The organism is Desulfosporosinus burensis, from assembly GCF_054657535.1.
Genome location: NZ_BAAHYN010000001.1, coordinates 202,850 through 223,518, shown reverse-complemented (window position 1 = coordinate 223,518; position 20,669 = coordinate 202,850). Strand labels below are relative to the sequence as shown.

Genomic DNA, 20,669 nt, shown 5'->3' with positions numbered 1-20,669 from the left:
AAGTCCAACTTACTTCAGAAGGAGTTTAAGACTCCTCTTAAAGTAAGTTGTTTTATAAATATATAATGAGGAGTGACTTTTATGAAAAAAATGCAGATTTTCGAACCCGCTATGTGCTGTTCTACGGGTCTATGTGGTGTAGGAGTTGACACTGAATTGCTTCGAATTTCTACCGTTCTCAATTCATTAAAGAAAAACGGAATTGAGGTAGACCGTTTCAATCTTACAAATGCACCGATGGAATTTGTCAACAATAAGGCGGTGAACGATCTTCTCCAAACTAAAGGGGTAGATGAACTGCCAGCTACTGTCTTAGAGGGTGAGCTATTAATCACTGGGAGATATCCTAGCAATGAAGAATTTGCGAAGCTCCTCGATATTTCGCTAAGCTTTTTGGGTGAGGAAGATAAGACGTTTAATATTCATCCTAAAAACTCAGGCTGTGGCTGTTCCGACGGAAGTTGTTAAAGATGACCAATGACCCAATAATAAACGGGGGTAAATTAAGTATGGAGATTTTCAATCCACAGAAGATAACGCTTACAAAATATTTGTTTTATACAGGTAAAGGCGGCGTCGGTAAAACCTCTACCGCTTGTGCTACTGCAGTCACCCTTGCGGACAGTGGTAAGAAGGTGCTTCTCATCAGTACTGATCCTGCATCAAACTTGCAGGACGTTTTTAACATTGAGTTGACGAATAAGGGTGTTCCCATCAAAGAAGTTCCGAATCTTGTGGTTGCCAACCTTGATCCCATCCAGGCAGCAGCGGAATATCGCGAAAGTGTCATCGCTCCCTATCGTGGCAAACTGCCCGATGCAGTCCTAAATAACATGGAAGAACAGCTTTCTGGCTCTTGTACGGTGGAAATTGCTGCCTTCAATGAGTTTTCCAACTTCATAACCGATGATAAAACCCAAATAGACTATGACCATGTCATTTTTGATACTGCTCCGACAGGTCACACACTTAGAATGCTACAACTGCCATCCGCATGGAGCAACTTCATTAGTGAAAGCACCCACGGTGCATCTTGCTTAGGACAACTATCCGGATTGGAAAGTAAAAAAGAGATTTATAAAAAGGCTGTGGAAACCTTAGCCGATAGCAAATTGACAACCCTCATTCTGGTTTCACGTCCCGAAGCAGCACCTCTCAAGGAGGCAGAAAGAGCGTCCAGAGAGCTTGCGGAGATAGGCGTAAACAATCAGGTAATGGTTATTAATGGTGTACTAACCTCGTATGATGATAGTATTTCTAAGAGCCTCTATCAAAAGCAGCAGAAAGCGCTTGCTGAAATGCCGCAGGGTTTACAAACCCTTATCACTTATACGGTACCGCTCAGAGCGTATAACATTACAGGTATGGACAATGTAAGAGCATTGCTGACTAAGGATAATTATATCCTCCGTGATGAAACGGTACAGGCTCAGGCAATCCCACACCTTAATGATGTCATTGAGGATCTGTACAACACCAATAAAAAGGTCATCTTTACCATGGGCAAAGGGGGTGTGGGTAAGACGACCATTGCGGCGGCAATTGCGATGGGATTATCCGCGAGAGGTAAAAAGGTACACCTTACCACCACTGATCCCGCGGCACATCTTAAATTCGTGATCGACGAAACCAGTAACATCACCGTGAGTCATATTGACGAGCAGGCTGAACTGGAAAAATATCAAGAAGAAGTGCTTTCCAAAGCGAGAGAAACCATGTCTGAGGAGGATATTGCCTATATCGAGGAGGATTTGCGCTCCCCTTGTACGCAGGAAATTGCTGTCTTCAGAGCTTTTGCCCAGATTGTGGAAAAGGCAGAAGATCAAGTCGTTGTCATCGACACTGCCCCGACAGGTCACACACTCTTGCTGCTTGATTCCACGCAAAGCTATCATAAGGAAATTCAGCGTTCACAAGGTGACATTCCCGAATCTGTGAAAAATCTGCTGCCTAGGCTCCGCAATGCAAACGAGACCGAGGTCATCATTGTTACGCTTGCTGAAGCCACGCCCGTGTATGAGGCAATGCGTCTCGAAGAAGATTTGAAACGTGCAGGTATTGCGACCAAATGGTGGGTCATCAATTCTTCACTATATCACACTGGTACAACGAATCAACTACTGTCTGCCAAGGCAAGCAACGAGATTGAGTGGATCAACAAAGTCGATGAACATTCGGATGGAAACTTTGCCGTCATAGCTTGGAGTGCCGATGAAATCAAAGGGGATAAGTTGCTTACCTTGTGATACTTAATTGGACGCCTTACACAGAGACCGATTAACGGTCTCTGTGTAAGGTAAAATTCATATAGGGATAAGGCCCTTTTTTATGTAAATAACAAAATCGTAGTTGAAATCTTACAGAATATATAATGATATAATTATATAGGAATATCTTACTATAAAACGATATAGTTTAACAGAAAGGAGTTAAGCACTTGAGTATTACACCGCGTATTGAGGCAATGGCCGAAGAATTCAAGGTATTAGGAGATAAAACGCGGTTAAGGATTTTATCATTACTTCAGGGACGAGAGTTATGTGTCTGTGATTTAACAGAAGTGTTTGAAATAAGCCAGCCGGGCGTGTCCCAACATATGAGGCGTCTTAGACAAACGGGATTTGTGAATGAACGTCGCGGAGGACATTGGACTTATTATTCACTGAATATGGGAAATCCGCTGTTAACCTTACTTTTGCCTATGTTTCCCAAGGTTGAGGAAGACGAGGAACGGCTAATGCTTGCCAAAGGATGTAAAACTTAAGAATGGGGCTGGGTATAACTATTAGATAACAATATAAGGAGTTGATAAAGTATGAGTGTTGAATTGTCAGTAAGTCGTAAGCTTTCAACGTTGGATCGCTATTTAACCTTGTAGATCTTTTTGGCGATGGCAGTGGGTGTTGGGATAGGGTATGTATTCCCGGGTACCTCTGATTTTATTAACCAATTTCAGATGGGAACGACTAATATTCTGATTGCCGTTGGCTTAATCGTGATGATGTATCCGCCTCTAGCAAAAGTAAAATATGAGGAAATCGGACGTGTCTTTAGAAATGGTAAAGTCATGACCTTATCGTTAATTCAAAACTGGATTGTCGGACCTATTTTAATGTTTGCTCTAGCTGCAATTTTTTTGCATAATTACCCGGAGTATATGGCTGGACTTATTATGATTGGCCTAGCCCGTTGTATTGCCATGGTCATTCTCTGGAACAGTCTGGCTAAAGGAGACTCAGAGTATGCTGCGCGTTGGTTGCTCTGAATTCTGTTTTTCAGGTTATCTTCTATTCAATCTATGCCTACATCTTTCTTACCGTCCTACCAAGCTGGCTCGGTTTCGCTCTGAATATTAACGTTGACATCAGTATTTGGGAGATCGCCCAAAGTGTTCTTATTTATTTGGGAATTCCCTTTTTTGCGGGGATGCTTACGTGCTTTATACTTTTGCCTATGAAAGGAAAAGAGTGGTACGAGAAGAAATTTATCCACAAGATTAGCCCACTTGCGCTTATTGCCTTGCTCTTTACAATTGTCATTATGTTCTCGCTCAAAGGCCAAACTATTGTTAACGTACCATTAGATGTTGTAAGAATTGCGATACCTCTGTTGATTTACTTTACAGTTATGTATTTAGTCTCTTTCTATATGGCTTGGCGACAGGGACTTCCTTATGGTCAAACAGTCACCTTAGCTTTTACGGCAGCGAGCAATAACTTTGAACTGGCCATTGCTGTTGCTGTCGCAGTGTTTGGAATAAATTCTGGAGCAGCGTTCGCGGCAGTCATCGGTCCACTCATCGAAGTGCCTGTCATGATCGCCTTAGTTAATGTTAGTTTGTACTTCGGGAGGAAGTACTTTAACAAAAAGGGAGAGCCGATAAAAGCATAGCATCCCCACCCCATAAATATTGTAAATTTCTAAGAGTCTTTCGCCATTGTGTGAAAGGTTCTTGCTTTTGGGGATGGGTGGGTTTAACATAGTAAAAATTGAAAAACATCAATGTATTATTGTACTAGCACTTGCTTTTCTTTGAGCAAGTGCTAGTTTCTTCATTTTACCTTGTTTGGAACAAGCTAAAATGCTTGCTAGATTAAGATGATAATCTAAATCCAAAAGATGGATTAAAGAAAATTAGATCTATTCCGTGACACGGTGCAGTAAAACAAGGTAGAATATAGGAGAGTTTAATAATAAGCAATCGCTGAATGGGGGTCGTTAAAGTGTCCAAAAACAAAGAGTTTACACGTCGAGAAGTGATTTGGATGGGTGCTTTAGGGGTTGTTCAGCTAGGAATTCTCTCCACGGCAGCCTCTGGTTTCTGGAACATAAAGAAAAAGCCGGAACGTCCTAAGATTCAGCTTTCTCAACTAAAGACTCCTCCAAAACAGGAACCTGAATTGGAAGGGAAGGCCGTGTTAAATATTGCGGTCGCTTCTGTCATTTCGCCGATGGAAAATGTTAATCTTTATGGGGATTTGCTTAATATCATCGGAGAGCGAGTCAATATGAAGGTCAAGATGGTTCAACGGCAAAACTATAGTGAGACGAATCGTCTGATTGAAGCTGGGGAGGTACAGTTAGGGTTTATTTGTTCCGGGGCTCTTATGGGGGACAGCGGGGCTAATCAAATCAAACAAATTCTTGTTACTCCGCAAATTGCCGGGTCTACTACGTATAGTTCCTACATCGTCGCTCCTTCATCGTCTAAAGCATCGTCGCTTAAAGACTTGAAAGGAAAATCTTTCGCCTACATGGATCCATTATCGTTTTCAGGTCGTATTGCACCCCAAGTAATGCTGAAACGAAAGGGATATCAACCAGATGATTTTTTTAGGCAGACGATTTTTACATATAGTCATGATAAGTCGATTCGAGCGGTGGCTGAAGGGATTGTTGATGGAGCCGCCGTTGACAGTTTGATTTATGACCTAACCATGGCACGTGATAAAAGCATCATGGGAAAGATTAAAGTGATTGATCAATCAGAAGCGATGGGGAACCCTCCGGTAGTTGTCTCACATAAAGCCGATCCGGAACTAATAGCAACTTTAAAGAATGTTTTGCTGACCATGCATATGGATGAACAGGGACGGAAAGCCATGGCACTTTTGCATTTTGATCGTTTTGTGCATCCAGACCAAGGAATCTATGAAAAAATACAGGTAATGGCACAAGAAGTGGGTTTAGTTTAAATGAACAATAAGACGAAACGAATTACTAAGTATTTAACGGCTCAAACACTTCAAGAAATCCAAGAGGCGGTTCCTCTTTCTGTCAAAATTATGGGGATTGTTGGAGTATTTATATGCTTATTGGGCTTAACGGTTATTATTGATATGCGGTCTAATATGACCGAAATTTTAAATGATCAAATAAGGAAACGAGCGGTTACGATTGGGAACGAAGTAGCTGCTGAAAGCATGGATCTGATACTCGTGGGGGATTTAATCGGCCTTTATGAGAAGACAAAAACGGTTGCATTGCATAATGAAGATGTTCGCTATGTTCTTATTTTAGATGAGAAAGGACAATTGGTTGCGCATAACTTCGGACAAGGGATTCCAGTGGGCTTACTGGAATTACGCCAGCTTGAGAAAGACTCTACAGGAGCGGATGTAATAGAAGTCGATTCCGAGGAGGGTGTTATACTTGATGTCCTAGTCCCGCTGGGGAAAAATACAGGCTGGGTGCGTATTGGTATGTCTGAAGCCAATATGAATCGAACCATTAATGCTCTCTCGATAAAGCTGATGGTCACAACTATTGGAATAACTATCTTAGGTTTGTTCGGTGGCTTTATCATGTCTCATCTTTTGACGAGACCTATAAAACGCTTGGTCGACGCGAGCATAGCTGTGGCTGAAGGAGATTTAAGCCAACGAGTGAGCATTGGGGGGCAGGATGAGATCGGACAGCTTGGTCATTCGTTTAATGGAATGGCGGAGAGCTTGGAACGGTATACTCAAGAAAGAGAAGCTTTATTGGCAGAGTTAATGGACAAAGAACAGATTCGCCAACAATTACTGAAGAAAGTGATTTCAGCGCAGGAAGAGGAAAGAAAGCGAATAGCTCGCGAACTTCATGATGAGACGGGTCAAAGCTTGACGTCCTTGATCATTGGGTTGAAACTTCTAAGTCAAGAAAATGACTTAGAACAAACAAGAGGTATGGCGGAAGATTTAAGAAGAGTTGCCTACATGACGTTAGAAGATGTGCATCGCCTAGCGGTTGAACTGCGCCCTACAGTTTTAGATGATATGGGTTTGGTCGCGGCTCTAGAACGTTATGTCACCGAATATAAACGTAAGCAGGACATGACAGTGGTAGATCTTGAAGTTCATAATCAAGTGATGGAACGCTTACCAAGTGAGGTCGAGACGACTCTATACCGAATTGTACAAGAAGCACTGACGAATGTAGTAAAATATGCAAAGGCTCGAAATGTCAGTATCGTTTTAGAAATACGCCCTGAGGGTGTGAATCTGATTGTTGAAGATGATGGAGTAGGATTTAATGTAGAGCAGGTTATAGGTGAAAGAAACCAGGGACGTCAAAATCTAGGGCTTGCCGGTATGCAAGAAAGGTCAGCACTATTAGGTGGAACATTCGAGATTGAATCCGAACCGGGTCGGGGGACTACGCTTTATGTCAGGTTGCCGCTAGAAAGGGGGAGGAAATATGAGCGAAAAGACACGGGTGTTGCTGGTCGATGACCATACCATCTTGCGTACCGGGCTAAGAATGTTTTTTAATTCTCAGGAGGATATCGTTGTAATTGGCGAAGCGGTGTGCGGTGAGGAGGCCTTGGAGAAAGTACAATTACACCAACCTGATGTGGTGATTTTAGACATTTCCATGCCAGGTATGAATGGAATAGAGGCCATTACCCGGATTAAGCAATTAACTCCAGACGTCGGGATTCTCATGCTGACCATGCACGAGGCAGAAGAGTATCTTCAGCAGACCATGCAGGCAGGTGCCAGTGGATATGTTTTAAAAAAAGCTGCAGATTCTGAACTCTTAGAGGCAGTACGTACGGTCGCGAGGAAAGAGATATTTCTTCCTCCCGCGATGGCGAGCATGCTTATTCAGTCCATCTTCCGTCCGGAAGCTAGAGAAGAATCAAAAAAGAGCATCAATTTAACCGGTCGCGAGACAGAGGTTTTAAAGCTAGTTGCCTTAGGGCATACGAATAAGGAGATTAGTGAAAAATTAGCGGTCAGCATTAAAACAGTCGAGACTCATAAGGCGCGAATTATGGAAAAGACTGGGTGCCAAAGGCGTTCGGAACTTGTTCGCTATGCTATGCAAGAAGGCTATATTTGATCCCAAGTTTGGAGACGGAAATTTCCAAACTTAGTAATAGCAATGGTTTCAGACCACGTTGAAGAGACAAGTGAAGAGATAAGTGAAGAGATAAGTGAAGAGATAAGTGAAGAGATAAGGGAAGAGATAAGGGAAGAGATAAGGGAAGAGATAAGGGAAGAGATAAGGGAAGAGATAAGGGAAGAGATAAGGGGACGGTTCTTCTGTCTAAATTAATTTAGACAGAAGAACCGTCCCCTTGTCTACCTTAGTTGCTTGAAAAGGGTATTGGGGTTTTTCATCTTCCCCTTCGCAAAAACCCTGATAGAATTTTAGGGTTTTTACTGATTTTTACATAAACCGTTATATGTAATAATGAAAGTAAGTACAAAGCAAACGTATCAAAATAAAGGAGGTAAATTTATGGAATGGCATGCTCCATGGGACATTCGTGTAACTCTGGATCTGTTCCTCGGAGGGTTGGGAGTGGGAATCTTCCTTCTCTCTGTCCTGCTCACGGTCTATGACAAAAACCGTTATCACAAACTCGCAGCAATGGGGGCTTATCTGGCTCCGGTATTGGTCGGAGGAGGGATTCTTTTCCTCTTAAGCGAACTTGGTCGCCCTGAACGCTTTATTACAACCCTTTATAACTTCAATTCCCAGTCGGTCACCTCTTGGGGAGGTCTTTTCCAAACGATCTTTATCCTACTCTCATTAATTTACGCCTGGCTTCACTTCAAAAATTCAACTTCAGGATCTTTATTCAGAGCAGTTCTAGGAATCGGTACGATATCCGCCCTTTTCGTTGGGGTATATCATGGCCTCTTACTCGCTTCTCTTGGTCGTCCGCTCTGGGTCGGCGGTATGGTTACGGCTTTATTCCTTGTATCGTCTTTCTTAGGAGGAACTGCACTCCTTCTGCTGATTAAAGAATTGGGTATTTCCTTCGGAGTATCCCAGAAGGTTCGAAGCGAAGTAGCTTCTGCATCCGAAACTAAAGGCTTAAATTTCACCGTTTTATTTTGCGTCTTAAGTGCTCTCCAACTGATTCTCGTACTGGGCTGGCAAGTCTCCCTCAGTCGTGGAGGGCTGGAAACGGTTACGGCGACAAACGGCATGATGGATCAATTCGGTGGGTTATGGACTGGTTTAGTCCTTATTGGTGGATTAGCCCTTCCTCTCTTGGGTAGTCTCTACTCCCTGATCAAAGACAGAACAGCTGAAATGACAAAGGGAATGGCACTGACTCTTTCTACTCTCGTCATTGTCGGAGGATTTACGTTTAAGCATATTGTTCTTTTGGCAGGTCAAATCAAGCTTCCTATTCCGTTCTAGAATTTTGCATTCATCTAAAAGATTTGTAGTTCGATCAACTTCTTCTGTTGGCAAGAAATATAAGTGAGGTGGAATCCATGAAAATCACACGCAGAGGATTTCTGCAGGTTTCAGCAGCGACAGGACTTCTTGTCGCAGGAGCAGGCTTCCCTGCTCTCCAAGCTTTGGCTGAAGGTGAAAATACATCGGCATCCGTTGAAGGAAAATGGTTAAGTACAACCTGTCAAGGATGTACAACCTGGTGCGCAATCCAAGCCTATGTCGTTGACGGGCGGGTTATCAAAGTCAGGGGTAACCCGAATAGTAAGGCAAGCCATGGGCAAGTATGCCCTAGGGCCCACATCGCCATTCAACAGCTCTATGACCCAGATCGGATCAAAGTCCCCATGAAACGAACGAATCCAAAAAAAGGCCGTAATGAAGACCCTCAGTTTGTTCCCATCAGTTGGGAAGAGGCTATTGATACGATTGCTGATAAGATGATGGAGCTTCGCAATAATAATGAGCCTGAAAAATACGTACTCATGCGCGGACGCTATTCCTATCTTAGGGATATTATCTATGATGCCACCACTAAAGTTTTTGGCTCTCCAAATGGTATTTCCCATAGTGCTATTTGTGCAGAAGCAGAAAAATTTGGACCCTATTATACGGAAGCTTACTGGGATTATCGGGATTACGACCTTGATGAAACCCGTTATGTTCTCCTCTGGGGGGCTGACCCACTCGCCTCGAACCGCCAGGTTCCTCATGCTATCAGTATGTGGGGTAAGGTTTTAGACCAAGCGACAGTCGTCACTGTTGATCCCCGCCTTTCGGCAACAGCAGCCAAGTCTGATGAATGGATACCGGTTATTCCTGGTGAAGATGGGGCCTTAGCCGTCGCTATCGCTCATGTCATTCTCGCCGAGGGGTTATGGAATAAAGAATTTGTAGGCGATTTCAAAGAAGGAATAAACCTCTTTAAAAAAGGGGAAACCGTCCCTGAGGAGTCCTTTGTTGAGAACAAGACCAATGGAGTCATTAAATGGTGGAACTTGGAATTAAAAGACCGCTCTCCCGAGTGGGCGGCTGAACGTGCCGGGGTTCCCGCTGAGCAAATTATCAGAGTCGCCAGAGGATTTGCTAAGGCCGCTCCTTATGCTATTTCCTGGCTGTCCCCTGGTGCCTCCATGCAAGTGCGCGGCGGCTATGTCGCTATGGCAACCCATGCTCTTAACGGCTTGGTTGGATCTGTTGACAATAAAGGCGGCACCTTAAGAGCTTCCAAAGTCCCGTCTGGGACGATCCCAAGTTATGAAAATTACCTCGATGATATCGCTAAGAAAGGGTCAAAGAATAAGAAAATTGATCAACGCGGTACAAAGGAATTTCCTGCTTTAAATGGTGGAAAATCAGGCGGCGGTGTTGTTACGAACCGCCTAGCAGATGCCATGCTTGCTAAAGACCCCTACGAAGTAAAAGTGTCTATTGGCTACTTTAATAACTTCGCCTTTTCATGTTCTGGTGCCCAGCGTTGGGAACAAGCTATGGAACAGCTTCCATTCTTTGCTCACATTACGACTAACCCATCTGAGATGACCCAGTATGCCGATATTGTGCTTCCTGCAGCCATGAGTGCCTTTGAAAAATGGGCCTTCTTAAAAAGTAAAGCCAATAAAGTAGCCTATGCCTCTATCCAACAGCGGGTTGTCGAACCAATCTGGGATGTAAGAATTGACGAAAGTGAAATTCCCTGGATGATTGCCGAATCAATGGCCAAAAAAGGATTCCCTAACCTCTTTGCATACTTCAAAAATGAGTTTAAAGATCCGGAAACAGGTAAGGCCCCCACTAACTCAATGGAATTTAACATGTATGCCCTTAAAATGTTTACCCAAAATTTGTGGGATCCGAGCAAAGAGAAAAAAGGGGACGCCCTTAACGGCTGGCAGGAATTTGTGGATAAAGGGGTCTGGAATTCAGTCGAGTATCCTTATCGCGGAAAATGGGAAGATTTTGGCACTGCATCTAAAAAATTTGAATTCTACAGTGAAACCCTGAAGAAAGCCCTTGAGGGTCATGCAGAAAAGCATAAGACCAATGTCGACGATATTATGGAAACCACAAAATACCTCGCCCGAGGAGAACAAGCTTTTGTCCCTCACTACGAGGAACCTTTCCGTTGGGGAGATAGTGCTGAATATCCCTTTATCTTCTTTGAGCATCGTTCAAGGCTTAACCGGGAAGCTCGTTCAGCGAATACTCTGTGGTATCAAGAATTTAAGGATGTCGATCCAGGAGATGAGGCTTGGGATGACGTAGCTAAAATTAATCCTAGCGATGGAGCAAAGCTCGGCCTCAAAACCGGAGATGCTATCCGCATTACTTCCCCCACTGGCAGCATCACTTGTACCGCTAAGCTCTGGGAAGGGGTAAGACCCGGAACCATTGGTAAGTGTTATGGCCAAGGCCACTGGGCATATGGTAAAATCGCCTCCCTGGATTACGGTAAGCGTACCCCTCGAGGAGGAAATAACAACGAGATTCTTCCTGCTGACTTTGAGAGATTGAGCGGAAGTACGGCCCGTCATGGTGGCGTAACGAGAATTAAAATAGAAAAAGTATAATCGAAAATTTAAAATACGGAGGTGAACGACATTGGCACGATTCGGAATGGTTATTGATTTGCACAAATGCGTTGGATGTGGAGCCTGTGAAATAACTTGCAAGAATGAAAATAACGTTGATCGGGATATGTTCTGGTCTCACCACTTAATTCGTACAACGGGAGTCTTCCCTAATGTAAATTATGAGTTTGTACCCACCCTTTGTAATCACTGTGATAATGCAGCCTGTGTCAAAGCTTGTCCTACAAAGGCGATGCATAAAGATAGTCAAGGCTTAACCCTAAATGATCCTAATAAATGTATCGGTTGTAAGAGTTGTATGCTCGCTTGTCCTTATGGTGTGATTTCCTTTAATACTAAAGAACCGCATGGTTTCTGGAGAGATAAAACGATGGTTATTAATGAAGGAACCTCATCCGGACAAGAGACCGCTAACGAAGTAGGGGAGAAAATTCCCTACTATAACCCTGATAGAGCCACAACCTATGCCGGGATCCGCCCCAAAGGAATCGTTGAAAAATGCACCTTGTGTGATCATCGCTTAGCTAAAGGAGAACAGCCCTACTGTGCCTATTCCTGCCCTGCAGGTGCCCGAATTGTTGGGGACTTTGATGATCCTAATAGTGAAGTCAATAAGTTGATTGCTCAATATGGTTTCAAACAGTTAAAACCATATGCCGGAACACAACCTAAAGTATACTATATTCGTCACTTTTAGCCTCCTCTAATTTTCACCTGGAATTTGGGGTAGCGCTTCCTTTTTGAAGCGCCCCCTTTCTCCCTTACAGTATCCGCTTCCATTCATCCAATTTATGAGACTCCCACTTCTTGTAAGTGGGGGGGTCTTCGTAAACTCCAAGTGGGGTAGAGTCCTCCTCTTTAATGTAAATTAGAAAGGTTGGGTTAGCAATGACCTTTTCCGTAGACACTCAAAATTTAACCCAAACAGCAAATGCTTATAAACTTCTCTCCCTGCTCTATGGTCCACCTACCGAAGAACTGGAAGAGGTGCTTACCCATTTAAAGCAAACCATCCAGAGTCTTAGACCTGAATTAGTTCCCATTGTATTAGAAATGAAAACTCTGTCTGATAGCGAATCAAAGCTTGAAGAATTAACAGTAGATCATGCGAGATTATTTATTGGCCCATTCGATCTTTTGGCTCCTCCTTATGGCTCGATCTATTTAGACGACCAACGCCAAGTCATGGGAGACTCCACTATGGAGGTCTTACGGTTTTACCGCCAAGCAGGCCTTAATTTAGCTGACGACTTTAAACAGCCCCCAGACTATATTGTAACTGAGCTGGAATTTATATACTATCTTATTGCCAAATACCTCGAGACCGGGGATGAACAATGGCTAGTACAGATGAAAACGTTCCTCAATAAATACCTTGGCAAGTGGATTGGAGATTTCACAAATCGAATCAATGAACATGCTAAGAATCTTTTTTACAAGAATCTTGCCCATTTGACCCTAGAGATAATATTACTTTATCCCTCCTTCGTCCCGGAAGCGTAGCCTTCCATGTAGTTTTGGCCACTTTACCTATGGTCTCGCGATATTATCGTGGACTGTATGTAGATCCTATTCATAAAAATGTTGGGCTACAGGATCTCACTGGAGGAAGTATTTGCTTCAGTGATACCCGTGTAAAGGTTGTTAAAGCTTAGTTCAGAGAACTTGGAGGTGAATAAAAAACTAAACAAATAAAGTCCAAGGCCGATGAAGCCTTGGACTTTTATGGTCTATAAATTTTTCATACCAAAGCTTGATGAACAGCTTCATTTAAACGCCCCTTAAGGCAAATCAGGGGTATTATTTTTTCACGTTACAGTAAGTTCAACTTACTGTAGCGTAAACATAAAGAGTTGCGCACAAATTTTAGAATTGTGGGTAGTATAATAATGGAGGTGGACAATTATGCTAACAACCTTTGGATTTATTACGCCTATGACAGCAGGTATAGTTCTTGTTATTGCTTTGGTTATTTTTGGACCAGGAAAGTTACCGGAATTAGGGAAATCATTGGGTAAAGGGATAAAAGAATTTAAATCGGCTAGTGAGGGTGAAGAGAGAAAAGAAGATAAAGAAATTAAGACAGAAAAAATTGATTGAATAATTGTGTATTTTTAATCGCTTAACATTTTTCAAAAAACTGGAGAGCGTGTTGTTGGCAACAATAGATGGATGCAATGGAGGCTATCGCTATGTCTAGTGGTGAAAGCACTTCATACGATCCCAGATGATCATGCTGCAACAGAGCTGGAGTTTATGGAATTTTTAACTCGAGGAATTCTTTACAAGGTTGAAATTGACTGTTCTGCTGAAGAAGTTCAAGAACTGGAGGGTTGGCGAAATGAATTTTTAAATGATCATCTTCAAATGTGGATTCCCGCTTTAGCAAGGAATATTAGGACAAATTCAACAGATCCGTTTTTCCACCTTATAAGTATAGGACTTGAATCGCTTATCGAAGATTGACACAGCTTTTTTGATAATGAAGTACATGTTGAATTACTCCCCGATCAGAAGGTTGAGAAGCTGGAAATGTTAGAGTTAGAGTAGGACAGGCAGCTTACAATGGGCGCTTGTCCTATTTCTTATGTGGTTACCGTTGATGTTGCAGAACACACATAGTATGAACACTAGAGACTATGTACGATGAACTAGCCCCCTTATAAGGACAATGTAGCACATGCCATAGTAGACTATTTTAACAAAAATGTTAGGAATCTGTGACAAAGACGTAAAATGACCATTCTATACTATGCTTGACATTACTTTATTGTAGCTGTTTTCATGGAAACAAGGCTCAGGCTGTTAATAATCGGTCTGAGCCTTTCCGGCCATCTTACGGTCATATATCAGCACATTTCTAATAATGATTATCTTTACAATCTATACTATGCTTAAAAAGTGGAGGAGATCTTTTTTGCTAAATCATGAACCCCCTGCGCAAAATCGTGCCCGAACTCTCTTTGACCTCATTGCGATCGGGCTTGTTGTGGTAATTTTGACAGCCATTCACTACACGAATTATCATTACGAAACGTATTATCATATTTTATTGCAATTCGCGTACTACCTCCCGGTGATTTATGCGGCCATGCGTTTTGGCCTCGCTGGGGGCATAATATCCGGCTTGGTTATTACAATCCTTATCCTGCCGTTCATGATTAACTTCAATGCGATGACACCATCGGCCATGTATACACAGTGGGTGGAAATCGGCTTGATTAATGTAATCGGGTGGTTAACAGGATTCTTAATTGAACTGGAACGGAAGGTGACCCGCAAATATCAGCTCGCTTTGACGGCTCAAAAAGAGTTGGTGGAGAAATTAAGGCAAGAAAGTAAGAAACGTGAACGATTAGAGGAGGAGATCCGGCAAACTGAACGCTTAACATCACTGGGGCATATGAGTGCTGGGTTGGCTCATGAAATACGCAATCCTTTGGGTATAATGAAAGTGAGCATCCAAATGCTGGCCCAGGATAAAAGCGACGACGGAGCTGTTACTGAATATTGTCGGGTACTTCTGGAAGAGTGTGAACGTTTAAATCGCTTGGTGAGTGAGTTCCTGAGCTTTGCCCGGCCCAAAGAACCGGTTAGGGAAAGGATTGCGTTGGGGATACTCTTGGATGAAGGAGTCACCTTGATCCAGCCGGCTCTGAGGCAACACCATATTGAGTTAGTGCAAGCGCGAAGTCACATTGACGAACAAGAGGTCGAGGTGGACCCGGATCAGATTAAGCAAGTCACACTAAATATTTTACTCAATGCCATTGACGCCCAGGGGGAAGGTGGTGTGATTCATCTGGAGGGAGTTTGGCAAGAGGGCTTTATAGGCTTCGCCGTTAGTGACGAGGGACATGGTATTTCATCGGAAACTTTGCCTTACATATATGACCCGTTTTTTACGACGAAGGAGAAAGGGGCCGGATTAGGGTTATCAGTTGTGCACAGTATCCTTGATCAGCATGGGGGGAGAATAGTCACTGCGAATCAGAGGGATCGTGGGGTTCGGGTAGAAATACTGTTTCCCTTTAATTAAAAAAACAATTGGCTATAAACGCCGAGTATCTTTTAATTCATCCAAAAGATGTTTTTAACTCTAAGAGGGTATTTTAACAAAAATGTTAAAAAATTGTTAACTTCATGTAATTCTCTTAAGGTATAATCTATTTGGTAATCGAAAATGGGGGGATTACAATGAGGAAGATGGCGTTATTGATATTTATTATTATTGCTCTATTAGTTACTGGCTTTTTTCTATCAAAAGCGTTTGCTACGCCTCGTCCTTGGCAGCTAGCCCCTACTGCTAGTCCTTTTCAAGCCCAACCTAATTCTGATACTAGTCAACCAACTAACCTTGACGCGAGCGGATCGTGGTACAGTCCAATGAATCCTGACTATCAGCCCAAATACTATTGGTATAATAGTCCTCGTAACGGTGGCTGGAATAATGCCTATGAGGATTGGTGGTGTTGGTAAATAAAGTTTACGAAGAACTCACCCCCACTTATAGAAGTTTATAGAAGTGGAGGTCTTGAAGACTGGATAAAAGGGGGAGCTACATTGAACAATAAGATTCTGATAGCAGACGATGACGATCGAATTCGCGAAATTGTGCGCCTCTACCTTGAAGCGGAAGGTTTTGACGTGTACCAGGCAGAGGATGGAAGTCAAGCGTTGGAAATGGTTCGGAAAGATAATCCCGATCTTGTCATCCTCGATCTAATGATGCCTGGATTAGATGGCTGGACAGTCTGCAAGATATTGAGAAAGGAAACCAGGATTCCTATTATCATGCTAACAGCCAAGGGAGAAGAGAATGATCGAGTGTTAGGGTTTGATTTAGGGGCCGATGATTACGTCGTAAAACCGTTTAGCCCGCGTGAACTCGGTGCCCGAGTCAAAGCAGTTCTAAGAAGGTTGGAAGGGGAACAAAGTAACGAACATATTCTCTCCTATTCTGGTCTAAAGATCAATCAGATTACTCGTGAAGTTGAGGTTGATGGAATAAATATAAACTTAACGGCTAAAGAATTTGACCTCTTGCATTGCATAGCAAAACGACCGGGGCAAATCTATAGTCGAGATCAGTTGCTCAACATGGTCTGGGGATACGATTACTGCGGAGATTCTCGTACTGTTGATACCCACGTCAATCGTTTAAGGTCCAAACTCGAAAGTCAGGTGGGTTACAGTGACTTTATTCAGACCGTTAGAGGGGTGGGTTACAAATTCGAATTAAGTGGTCATTAAGAAATAGTTTAGTAGGTAAGCTTTGGTTGACAATTGTACTGATAGTACTAGGAGTCTTTCTGTTTTCCCTTGTGATACAAGCTCAGCAGATCACATCCCTGGTCTATAATCAACAAGCGCGCTTTTTTATCAATGAAGCGGAAGAAGTCGTAAGGATGTATGAAAACACTGAGAGATCGGTTATCAACGAAAGATTGAATGTCTTAGCTAAGTTTTTAAGTGCTAATACGGCCATCATGGATATAGATGGAAACATTCTGTACGGTCAAACGGCCAAAGATCAGTCGCCAAGCAATTTACTATTAGAGCCAGATTTTAAAGAGAGAGTCCTCAGTGGTGACAATGTCGTTTTCTTCGGCAAGGTTGTGGGGGTCCATGAAGAGCTGTTTCTTGTGGCTGTTCCTTTAAGACGAGAAAATCAGATCATTGGCTCGGTCGTGATCAGCAGCCCTTTATCAGGCCTGAAGCAGCATGTTGAAAGCATTAGGGGAATTGCACTAATAGGAGCGCTGATAGGGATTGTTTTATCTACTGTGTTAAGTATGTTTGTGTCCCGAAAGCTGATCCGTCCCCTCGCAAAAATGGAAGAAACAGCACGCCACATTGCAGAAGGTGAGTTCGGTAGGCAAATTCAGGTTACCTCGGAAGATGAAGTCGGGCGTCTTGGCCGCTCGTTTAACCGTATGTCTAATCAGCTTAAAGAAAAAATTGAGGCTATCGAGAGGCTTGACCGTTTAAGGCAGGAACTACTTTCTGATGTTTCACATGAGTTGCGCACTCCCTTAACAGTAATCCAAGGCTTTTCCGAGGCAGTGTTGGACGGGCTAGTCAAGTCTAAGGAACAGGAACAGCTCTATCTAACAAACATTATTGATGAATCCGAGCGTCTCAGGCGCTTAGTGGATGATTTACTCGACTTAAAAGGGATGGAAGCTGCCCAAGCCTTTGATGAAATGGAATATGTGGTTTTGAATAAACTCGCCCAAATCACCGTTGAACGCTTAAAATATATGGCTAATTCTAAAGAAATCAATTTAACCCTAACTGTGCCAGAGCAAACTATTACCGTTTGGGGAAACATTGATCGACTCAAACAGGTTCTTACGAATTTATTGGACAATGCCATTAAACATTCGGAAGCTGGTGGTGCAGTACGCGTAGTGTTGGGTATGAAGAATAATGATACGTTTATATCTGTAAAAAATTCCGGTCCCGGCATTCCCAGGGAAGAACTTGAAAATATTTGGGAAAGGTTCTATAAGGTCGATAAATCCAGATCGAGGCGTGGAACCGGAACAGGCTTAGGTCTTTCTATTGTTAAAAAAATCGTTGAAATGCATGGCGGAAAAGTATCGGCGGAAAGTGAGCCCGGTCATGGAGCCGTTTTTACCGTGTACTTGCCTTTAACTGAAGAAGCTTAGTGATTAACATACTACACTATTTAACAAAAATGTTAAGAATCTGTGACGTGGGCGTAAAATAACAACTTTATACTTTGCTTAACAACGTAGAAAGGAGGGAACAGAATGAAGTTATCTAAAATAGCCCGAGTTCTTTTTGTAAGTGTTGCTTTACTTACGGTAGGGGCACCTATTGCCTCTGCAGCGCCAGCTTATCCGCAAACATACTGGACGGCACAACCAGCAGACCCTAATCAACCTGGACAACAGGCTCCAGGTTATGGCTATGGGTATGGCAACGGTTACGGTTACGGCTGTTGTGGCGGTTATTACGGAAACTGGGGCTGGTAAAGGATTACGGTAGAAGACTGTAAGCGAAACAGTTGTAAGAAGCGGGAATAACAGAGCAACAACTCATTGAGATTCTTGCTGTAATCAATTTTGTTGGAGCGATGAACCACTTTAATGATGGCATGTAAGAGTATATTAGTTTTGTAAAGAGTATCTGTAAAAGGATGCTCTTTTTTGTTAGAGTTTTATGTCACAAAAATGTTAAAAACCTGTTACATTTCTGTTAAATAAGTTCGGTAATATTAACTTGATGTAAATGATAATCGTTATCAAAAAAGGAGTGAGGTTCTAATGGAATGCTGCAGTACGAAAGTACCCTGGTATAAAAAATTATCAACTGCATTATTGGGTACAGGAAATTGTCACGGTGAAGTGAATCAAGTGACTCAAGGGTTAGAAAAAATTGCCTTAGTCGGGAGTCCTAATGTTGGGAAAAGTGTTTTATTTAACATACTGACCGGAGCCTACGTTACCGTTTCTAATTATCCCGGAACCACGGTTGAAGTATCGCGTGGGAAAGGAAAAATCGGCACCAAGGAATATGAGATTATCGATACACCAGGAATGTACTCCTTATTATGTATTACAGAGGAGGAGAAAGTGACCCGAAACCTATTATTTCGAGAGAGACCTAAGGCTGTGGTTCATGTTGTCGATGCGAAGAATCTCCAGAGAATGTTGCCATTAACCCTCCAAATGATTGAGGGAGATGTACCGGTTATTTTGGTTTTAAATATTATGGATGAGGCAGAAAGCTTGGGACTTAAAATTGATCTTAAGAAGTTGGAAGCTGAGCTTGGGATTCCTGTATTATCAACTGTCGCTGCTTTAAATAAGGGAATAGAGGTATTGAAGGAAAGGATCGGTGAGTATGTCTACGCTGCTTGAAGTGACTTATGATCGGCAGATTGAATTTGCGGTAAGCGAGATTAGCAAGATACTCCAGCATCAATATGTTCTATCTAAACGAGCTATTGCTTTACTTTTATTGCAAGAGGATGAAGATATTTTAGCAATGGTCAAAGAAAAGGAGAAAAACAATTACGTAAAGATCTCTCAGATTATTGAAAGCACGAAACAAAAATATAATCGACCGCTTAACTACATCATCTCGCTTTCCAGGCAAAAAAAGGTTGATACCATCGCCAAAGAAACGATGACAAAGGTTCAAGGCCAAGAAAACCGGATTGCTGATTTTTTAAGTCGGCTAACCATGAATCCTTTAACGGGTGTACCCATTCTATTGTTAGTACTCTATTATGGTCTTTATAAATTTGTGGGAGAGTTTGGCGCGGGAATCGTTGTCGATTTTCTAGAAGAGCATGTTTTTGGTGTATTTATCAATCCGTGGGTTAATGGAGTTGTGCAAACATATATTCCCTGGACCTGGCTGCAAGATTTATTAGCGAATGATTACGGAATTATAACCCTTGGTATTCGTTACGCTGTTGCGATTATCTTGCCGATTGTCGGAACATTTTTCCTAATGTTCTCTATCATTGAAGATAGTGGATACCTGCCGAGACTGGCGATGTTAGTTGACCGGGTCTTTAAGAAAATTGGCTTAAATGGTAGAGCTGTTATTCCCATGACCTTGGGGTTTGGCTGTGATACGATGGCAACTATGGTGAGTCGAACTCTAGAGACAAAGAGGGAGCGAGTAATAGCTACGCTGTTGTTAGCCCTAGCTATCCCGTGCTCGGCGCAACTTGGGGTAATCTTGGCCTTATTATCAGGCGCACCGGGGGCATTAGGTGTTTGGCTGGCCTTTATAGGGTTCATCTTCCTATTGATCGGATTTCTTACGACGAAAATCCTTCCAGGGGATAAGCCAAGCTTTTACATGGAGGTCCCGCCTTTACGCTTACCAAAGGTTTCTAATGTGCTTACAAAAACCTATACCAGAATGCAATGGTATTTCGTTGAGATTGTTCCGTTGTTTATCTTAGCAAGTCTTTTAATTTGGTTCGGAAATCTTACTGGCTTATTTGGAGTTGTTATCAGTTGGATGCAGCCGATCGTAAACTTCATCGGCTTACCAGACAAGGCAGCTGAGGCATTCCTTTTTGGCTTCTTTAGACGAGACTTTGGAGCAGCAGGATTGTATGACTTACAACAAGCGGGCTTATTATCCCCCAGACAATTGGTCGTAGCCGCTGCGACACTAACCTTGTTTGTCCCATGTATTGCCCAATTTTCGATGATGTTAAAAGAGAGAGGGGTCAAAACCGCAATAGCCATTGCAGGTTTTATCTTTCCCTTCGCTTTTATAGCAGGTTGGGCCTTAAACTGGGTAATTATTACCTTTAAGGTACTGCCATGATAACCTGTAGCTTTTGCGGTTATGAATTTTCAGAGATGGATAGTCAAGTGGGCTGTCAGGGATGTC

Annotated in this window: 20 protein-coding genes and 1 pseudogene; all 21 read left to right on the top strand. The window is 42.7% G+C overall.

Features of this window, described 5'->3' with window-relative positions; all coding sequences use genetic code 11:
- Window positions 1–81 precede the first annotated feature (81 nt).
- The gene (gene arsD, locus ACYQ3Q_RS01225) at window positions 82–468 is read left to right on the top strand and encodes an arsenite efflux transporter metallochaperone ArsD (protein ID WP_459926856.1); all 387 of its coding nucleotides are present in this window, start codon (window positions 82–84) and stop codon (window positions 466–468) included.
- A 41-nt stretch (window positions 469–509) separates the two neighbouring features.
- A complete protein-coding gene (gene arsA / locus ACYQ3Q_RS01220; protein WP_459926855.1) occupies window positions 510–2,246 on the top strand; it encodes an arsenical pump-driving ATPase in 1,737 nt (578 codons plus the stop codon).
- Between the two features lie 191 nt (window positions 2,247–2,437).
- Complete coding sequence (locus tag ACYQ3Q_RS01215; protein WP_459926854.1) at window positions 2,438–2,764, top strand: ArsR/SmtB family transcription factor; 327 nt, start codon at window positions 2,438–2,440, stop codon at window positions 2,762–2,764.
- Window positions 2,765–2,890: 126 nt separating this feature from the next.
- Window positions 2,891–3,891 (top strand): annotated as a pseudogene (arsB, locus tag ACYQ3Q_RS01210) (ACR3 family arsenite efflux transporter).
- A 332-nt stretch (window positions 3,892–4,223) separates the two neighbouring features.
- Window positions 4,224–5,195, top strand: coding sequence for a substrate-binding domain-containing protein (locus tag ACYQ3Q_RS01205; RefSeq protein WP_459926853.1), 972 nt, complete (start codon window positions 4,224–4,226; stop codon window positions 5,193–5,195).
- The gene (locus ACYQ3Q_RS01200; protein WP_459926852.1) at window positions 5,196–6,716 is read left to right on the top strand and encodes a HAMP domain-containing sensor histidine kinase; all 1,521 of its coding nucleotides are present in this window, start codon (window positions 5,196–5,198) and stop codon (window positions 6,714–6,716) included.
- Window positions 6,682–7,329, top strand: coding sequence for a response regulator transcription factor (locus ACYQ3Q_RS01195; RefSeq protein ID WP_459926851.1), 648 nt, complete (start codon window positions 6,682–6,684; stop codon window positions 7,327–7,329). The genes ACYQ3Q_RS01200 and ACYQ3Q_RS01195 overlap by 35 nt, the downstream gene beginning before the upstream one ends.
- A gap of 42 nt (window positions 7,330–7,371) precedes the next feature.
- On the top strand, window positions 7,372–7,545 hold the full coding sequence (locus tag ACYQ3Q_RS01190; RefSeq protein ID WP_459926850.1) for a hypothetical protein: 174 nt from the start codon (window positions 7,372–7,374) through the stop codon (window positions 7,543–7,545).
- 186 nt (window positions 7,546–7,731) lie between these two features.
- A complete protein-coding gene (nrfD, locus tag ACYQ3Q_RS01185; RefSeq protein ID WP_459926849.1) occupies window positions 7,732–8,646 on the top strand; it encodes an NrfD/PsrC family molybdoenzyme membrane anchor subunit in 915 nt (304 codons plus the stop codon).
- Between the two features lie 77 nt (window positions 8,647–8,723).
- Window positions 8,724–11,255 carry a molybdopterin-dependent oxidoreductase gene (locus tag ACYQ3Q_RS01180; RefSeq protein ID WP_459926848.1) on the top strand — a complete coding sequence of 844 codons (2,532 nt, stop codon included), beginning with the start codon at window positions 8,724–8,726 and terminating at the stop codon, window positions 11,253–11,255.
- A 31-nt stretch (window positions 11,256–11,286) separates the two neighbouring features.
- Window positions 11,287–11,973 carry a 4Fe-4S dicluster domain-containing protein gene (locus ACYQ3Q_RS01175; protein ID WP_459926847.1) on the top strand — a complete coding sequence of 229 codons (687 nt, stop codon included), beginning with the start codon at window positions 11,287–11,289 and terminating at the stop codon, window positions 11,971–11,973.
- Between the two features lie 191 nt (window positions 11,974–12,164).
- Window positions 12,165–12,779: a TorD/DmsD family molecular chaperone gene (locus ACYQ3Q_RS01170; RefSeq protein WP_459926846.1), complete on the top strand. Its 615-nt coding sequence runs from the start codon at window positions 12,165–12,167 to the stop codon at window positions 12,777–12,779.
- Between the two features lie 402 nt (window positions 12,780–13,181).
- Entirely contained in the window at window positions 13,182–13,376 is a 195-nt protein-coding gene (gene tatA / locus ACYQ3Q_RS01165; RefSeq protein ID WP_075363807.1) for a twin-arginine translocase TatA/TatE family subunit, read from the top strand.
- A 99-nt stretch (window positions 13,377–13,475) separates the two neighbouring features.
- Window positions 13,476–13,742: a molecular chaperone TorD family protein gene (locus tag ACYQ3Q_RS01160; protein ID WP_459926845.1), complete on the top strand. Its 267-nt coding sequence runs from the start codon at window positions 13,476–13,478 to the stop codon at window positions 13,740–13,742.
- 451 nt (window positions 13,743–14,193) lie between these two features.
- On the top strand, window positions 14,194–15,315 hold the full coding sequence (locus ACYQ3Q_RS01155; protein ID WP_459926844.1) for a two-component system sensor histidine kinase NtrB: 1,122 nt from the start codon (window positions 14,194–14,196) through the stop codon (window positions 15,313–15,315).
- A gap of 158 nt (window positions 15,316–15,473) precedes the next feature.
- Entirely contained in the window at window positions 15,474–15,755 is a 282-nt protein-coding gene (locus ACYQ3Q_RS01150) for a hypothetical protein (RefSeq protein ID WP_459926843.1), read from the top strand.
- An 84-nt stretch (window positions 15,756–15,839) separates the two neighbouring features.
- Window positions 15,840–16,529 (top strand): response regulator, encoded by a 690-nt coding sequence (locus ACYQ3Q_RS01145; protein ID WP_459926842.1) that lies wholly within the window; start codon window positions 15,840–15,842, stop codon window positions 16,527–16,529.
- 26 nt (window positions 16,530–16,555) lie between these two features.
- Window positions 16,556–17,950: a sensor histidine kinase gene (locus ACYQ3Q_RS01140; RefSeq protein WP_459926841.1), complete on the top strand. Its 1,395-nt coding sequence runs from the start codon at window positions 16,556–16,558 to the stop codon at window positions 17,948–17,950.
- A gap of 105 nt (window positions 17,951–18,055) precedes the next feature.
- On the top strand, window positions 18,056–18,280 hold the full coding sequence (locus ACYQ3Q_RS01135; protein WP_459926840.1) for a hypothetical protein: 225 nt from the start codon (window positions 18,056–18,058) through the stop codon (window positions 18,278–18,280).
- Window positions 18,281–18,571: 291 nt separating this feature from the next.
- Window positions 18,572–19,168: a FeoB small GTPase domain-containing protein gene (locus ACYQ3Q_RS01130; RefSeq protein WP_459926839.1), complete on the top strand. Its 597-nt coding sequence runs from the start codon at window positions 18,572–18,574 to the stop codon at window positions 19,166–19,168.
- Window positions 19,152–20,603 carry a nucleoside recognition domain-containing protein gene (locus ACYQ3Q_RS01125; protein ID WP_459926838.1) on the top strand — a complete coding sequence of 484 codons (1,452 nt, stop codon included), beginning with the start codon at window positions 19,152–19,154 and terminating at the stop codon, window positions 20,601–20,603. The genes ACYQ3Q_RS01130 and ACYQ3Q_RS01125 overlap by 17 nt, the downstream gene beginning before the upstream one ends.
- Window positions 20,604–20,669 lie beyond the last annotated feature (66 nt).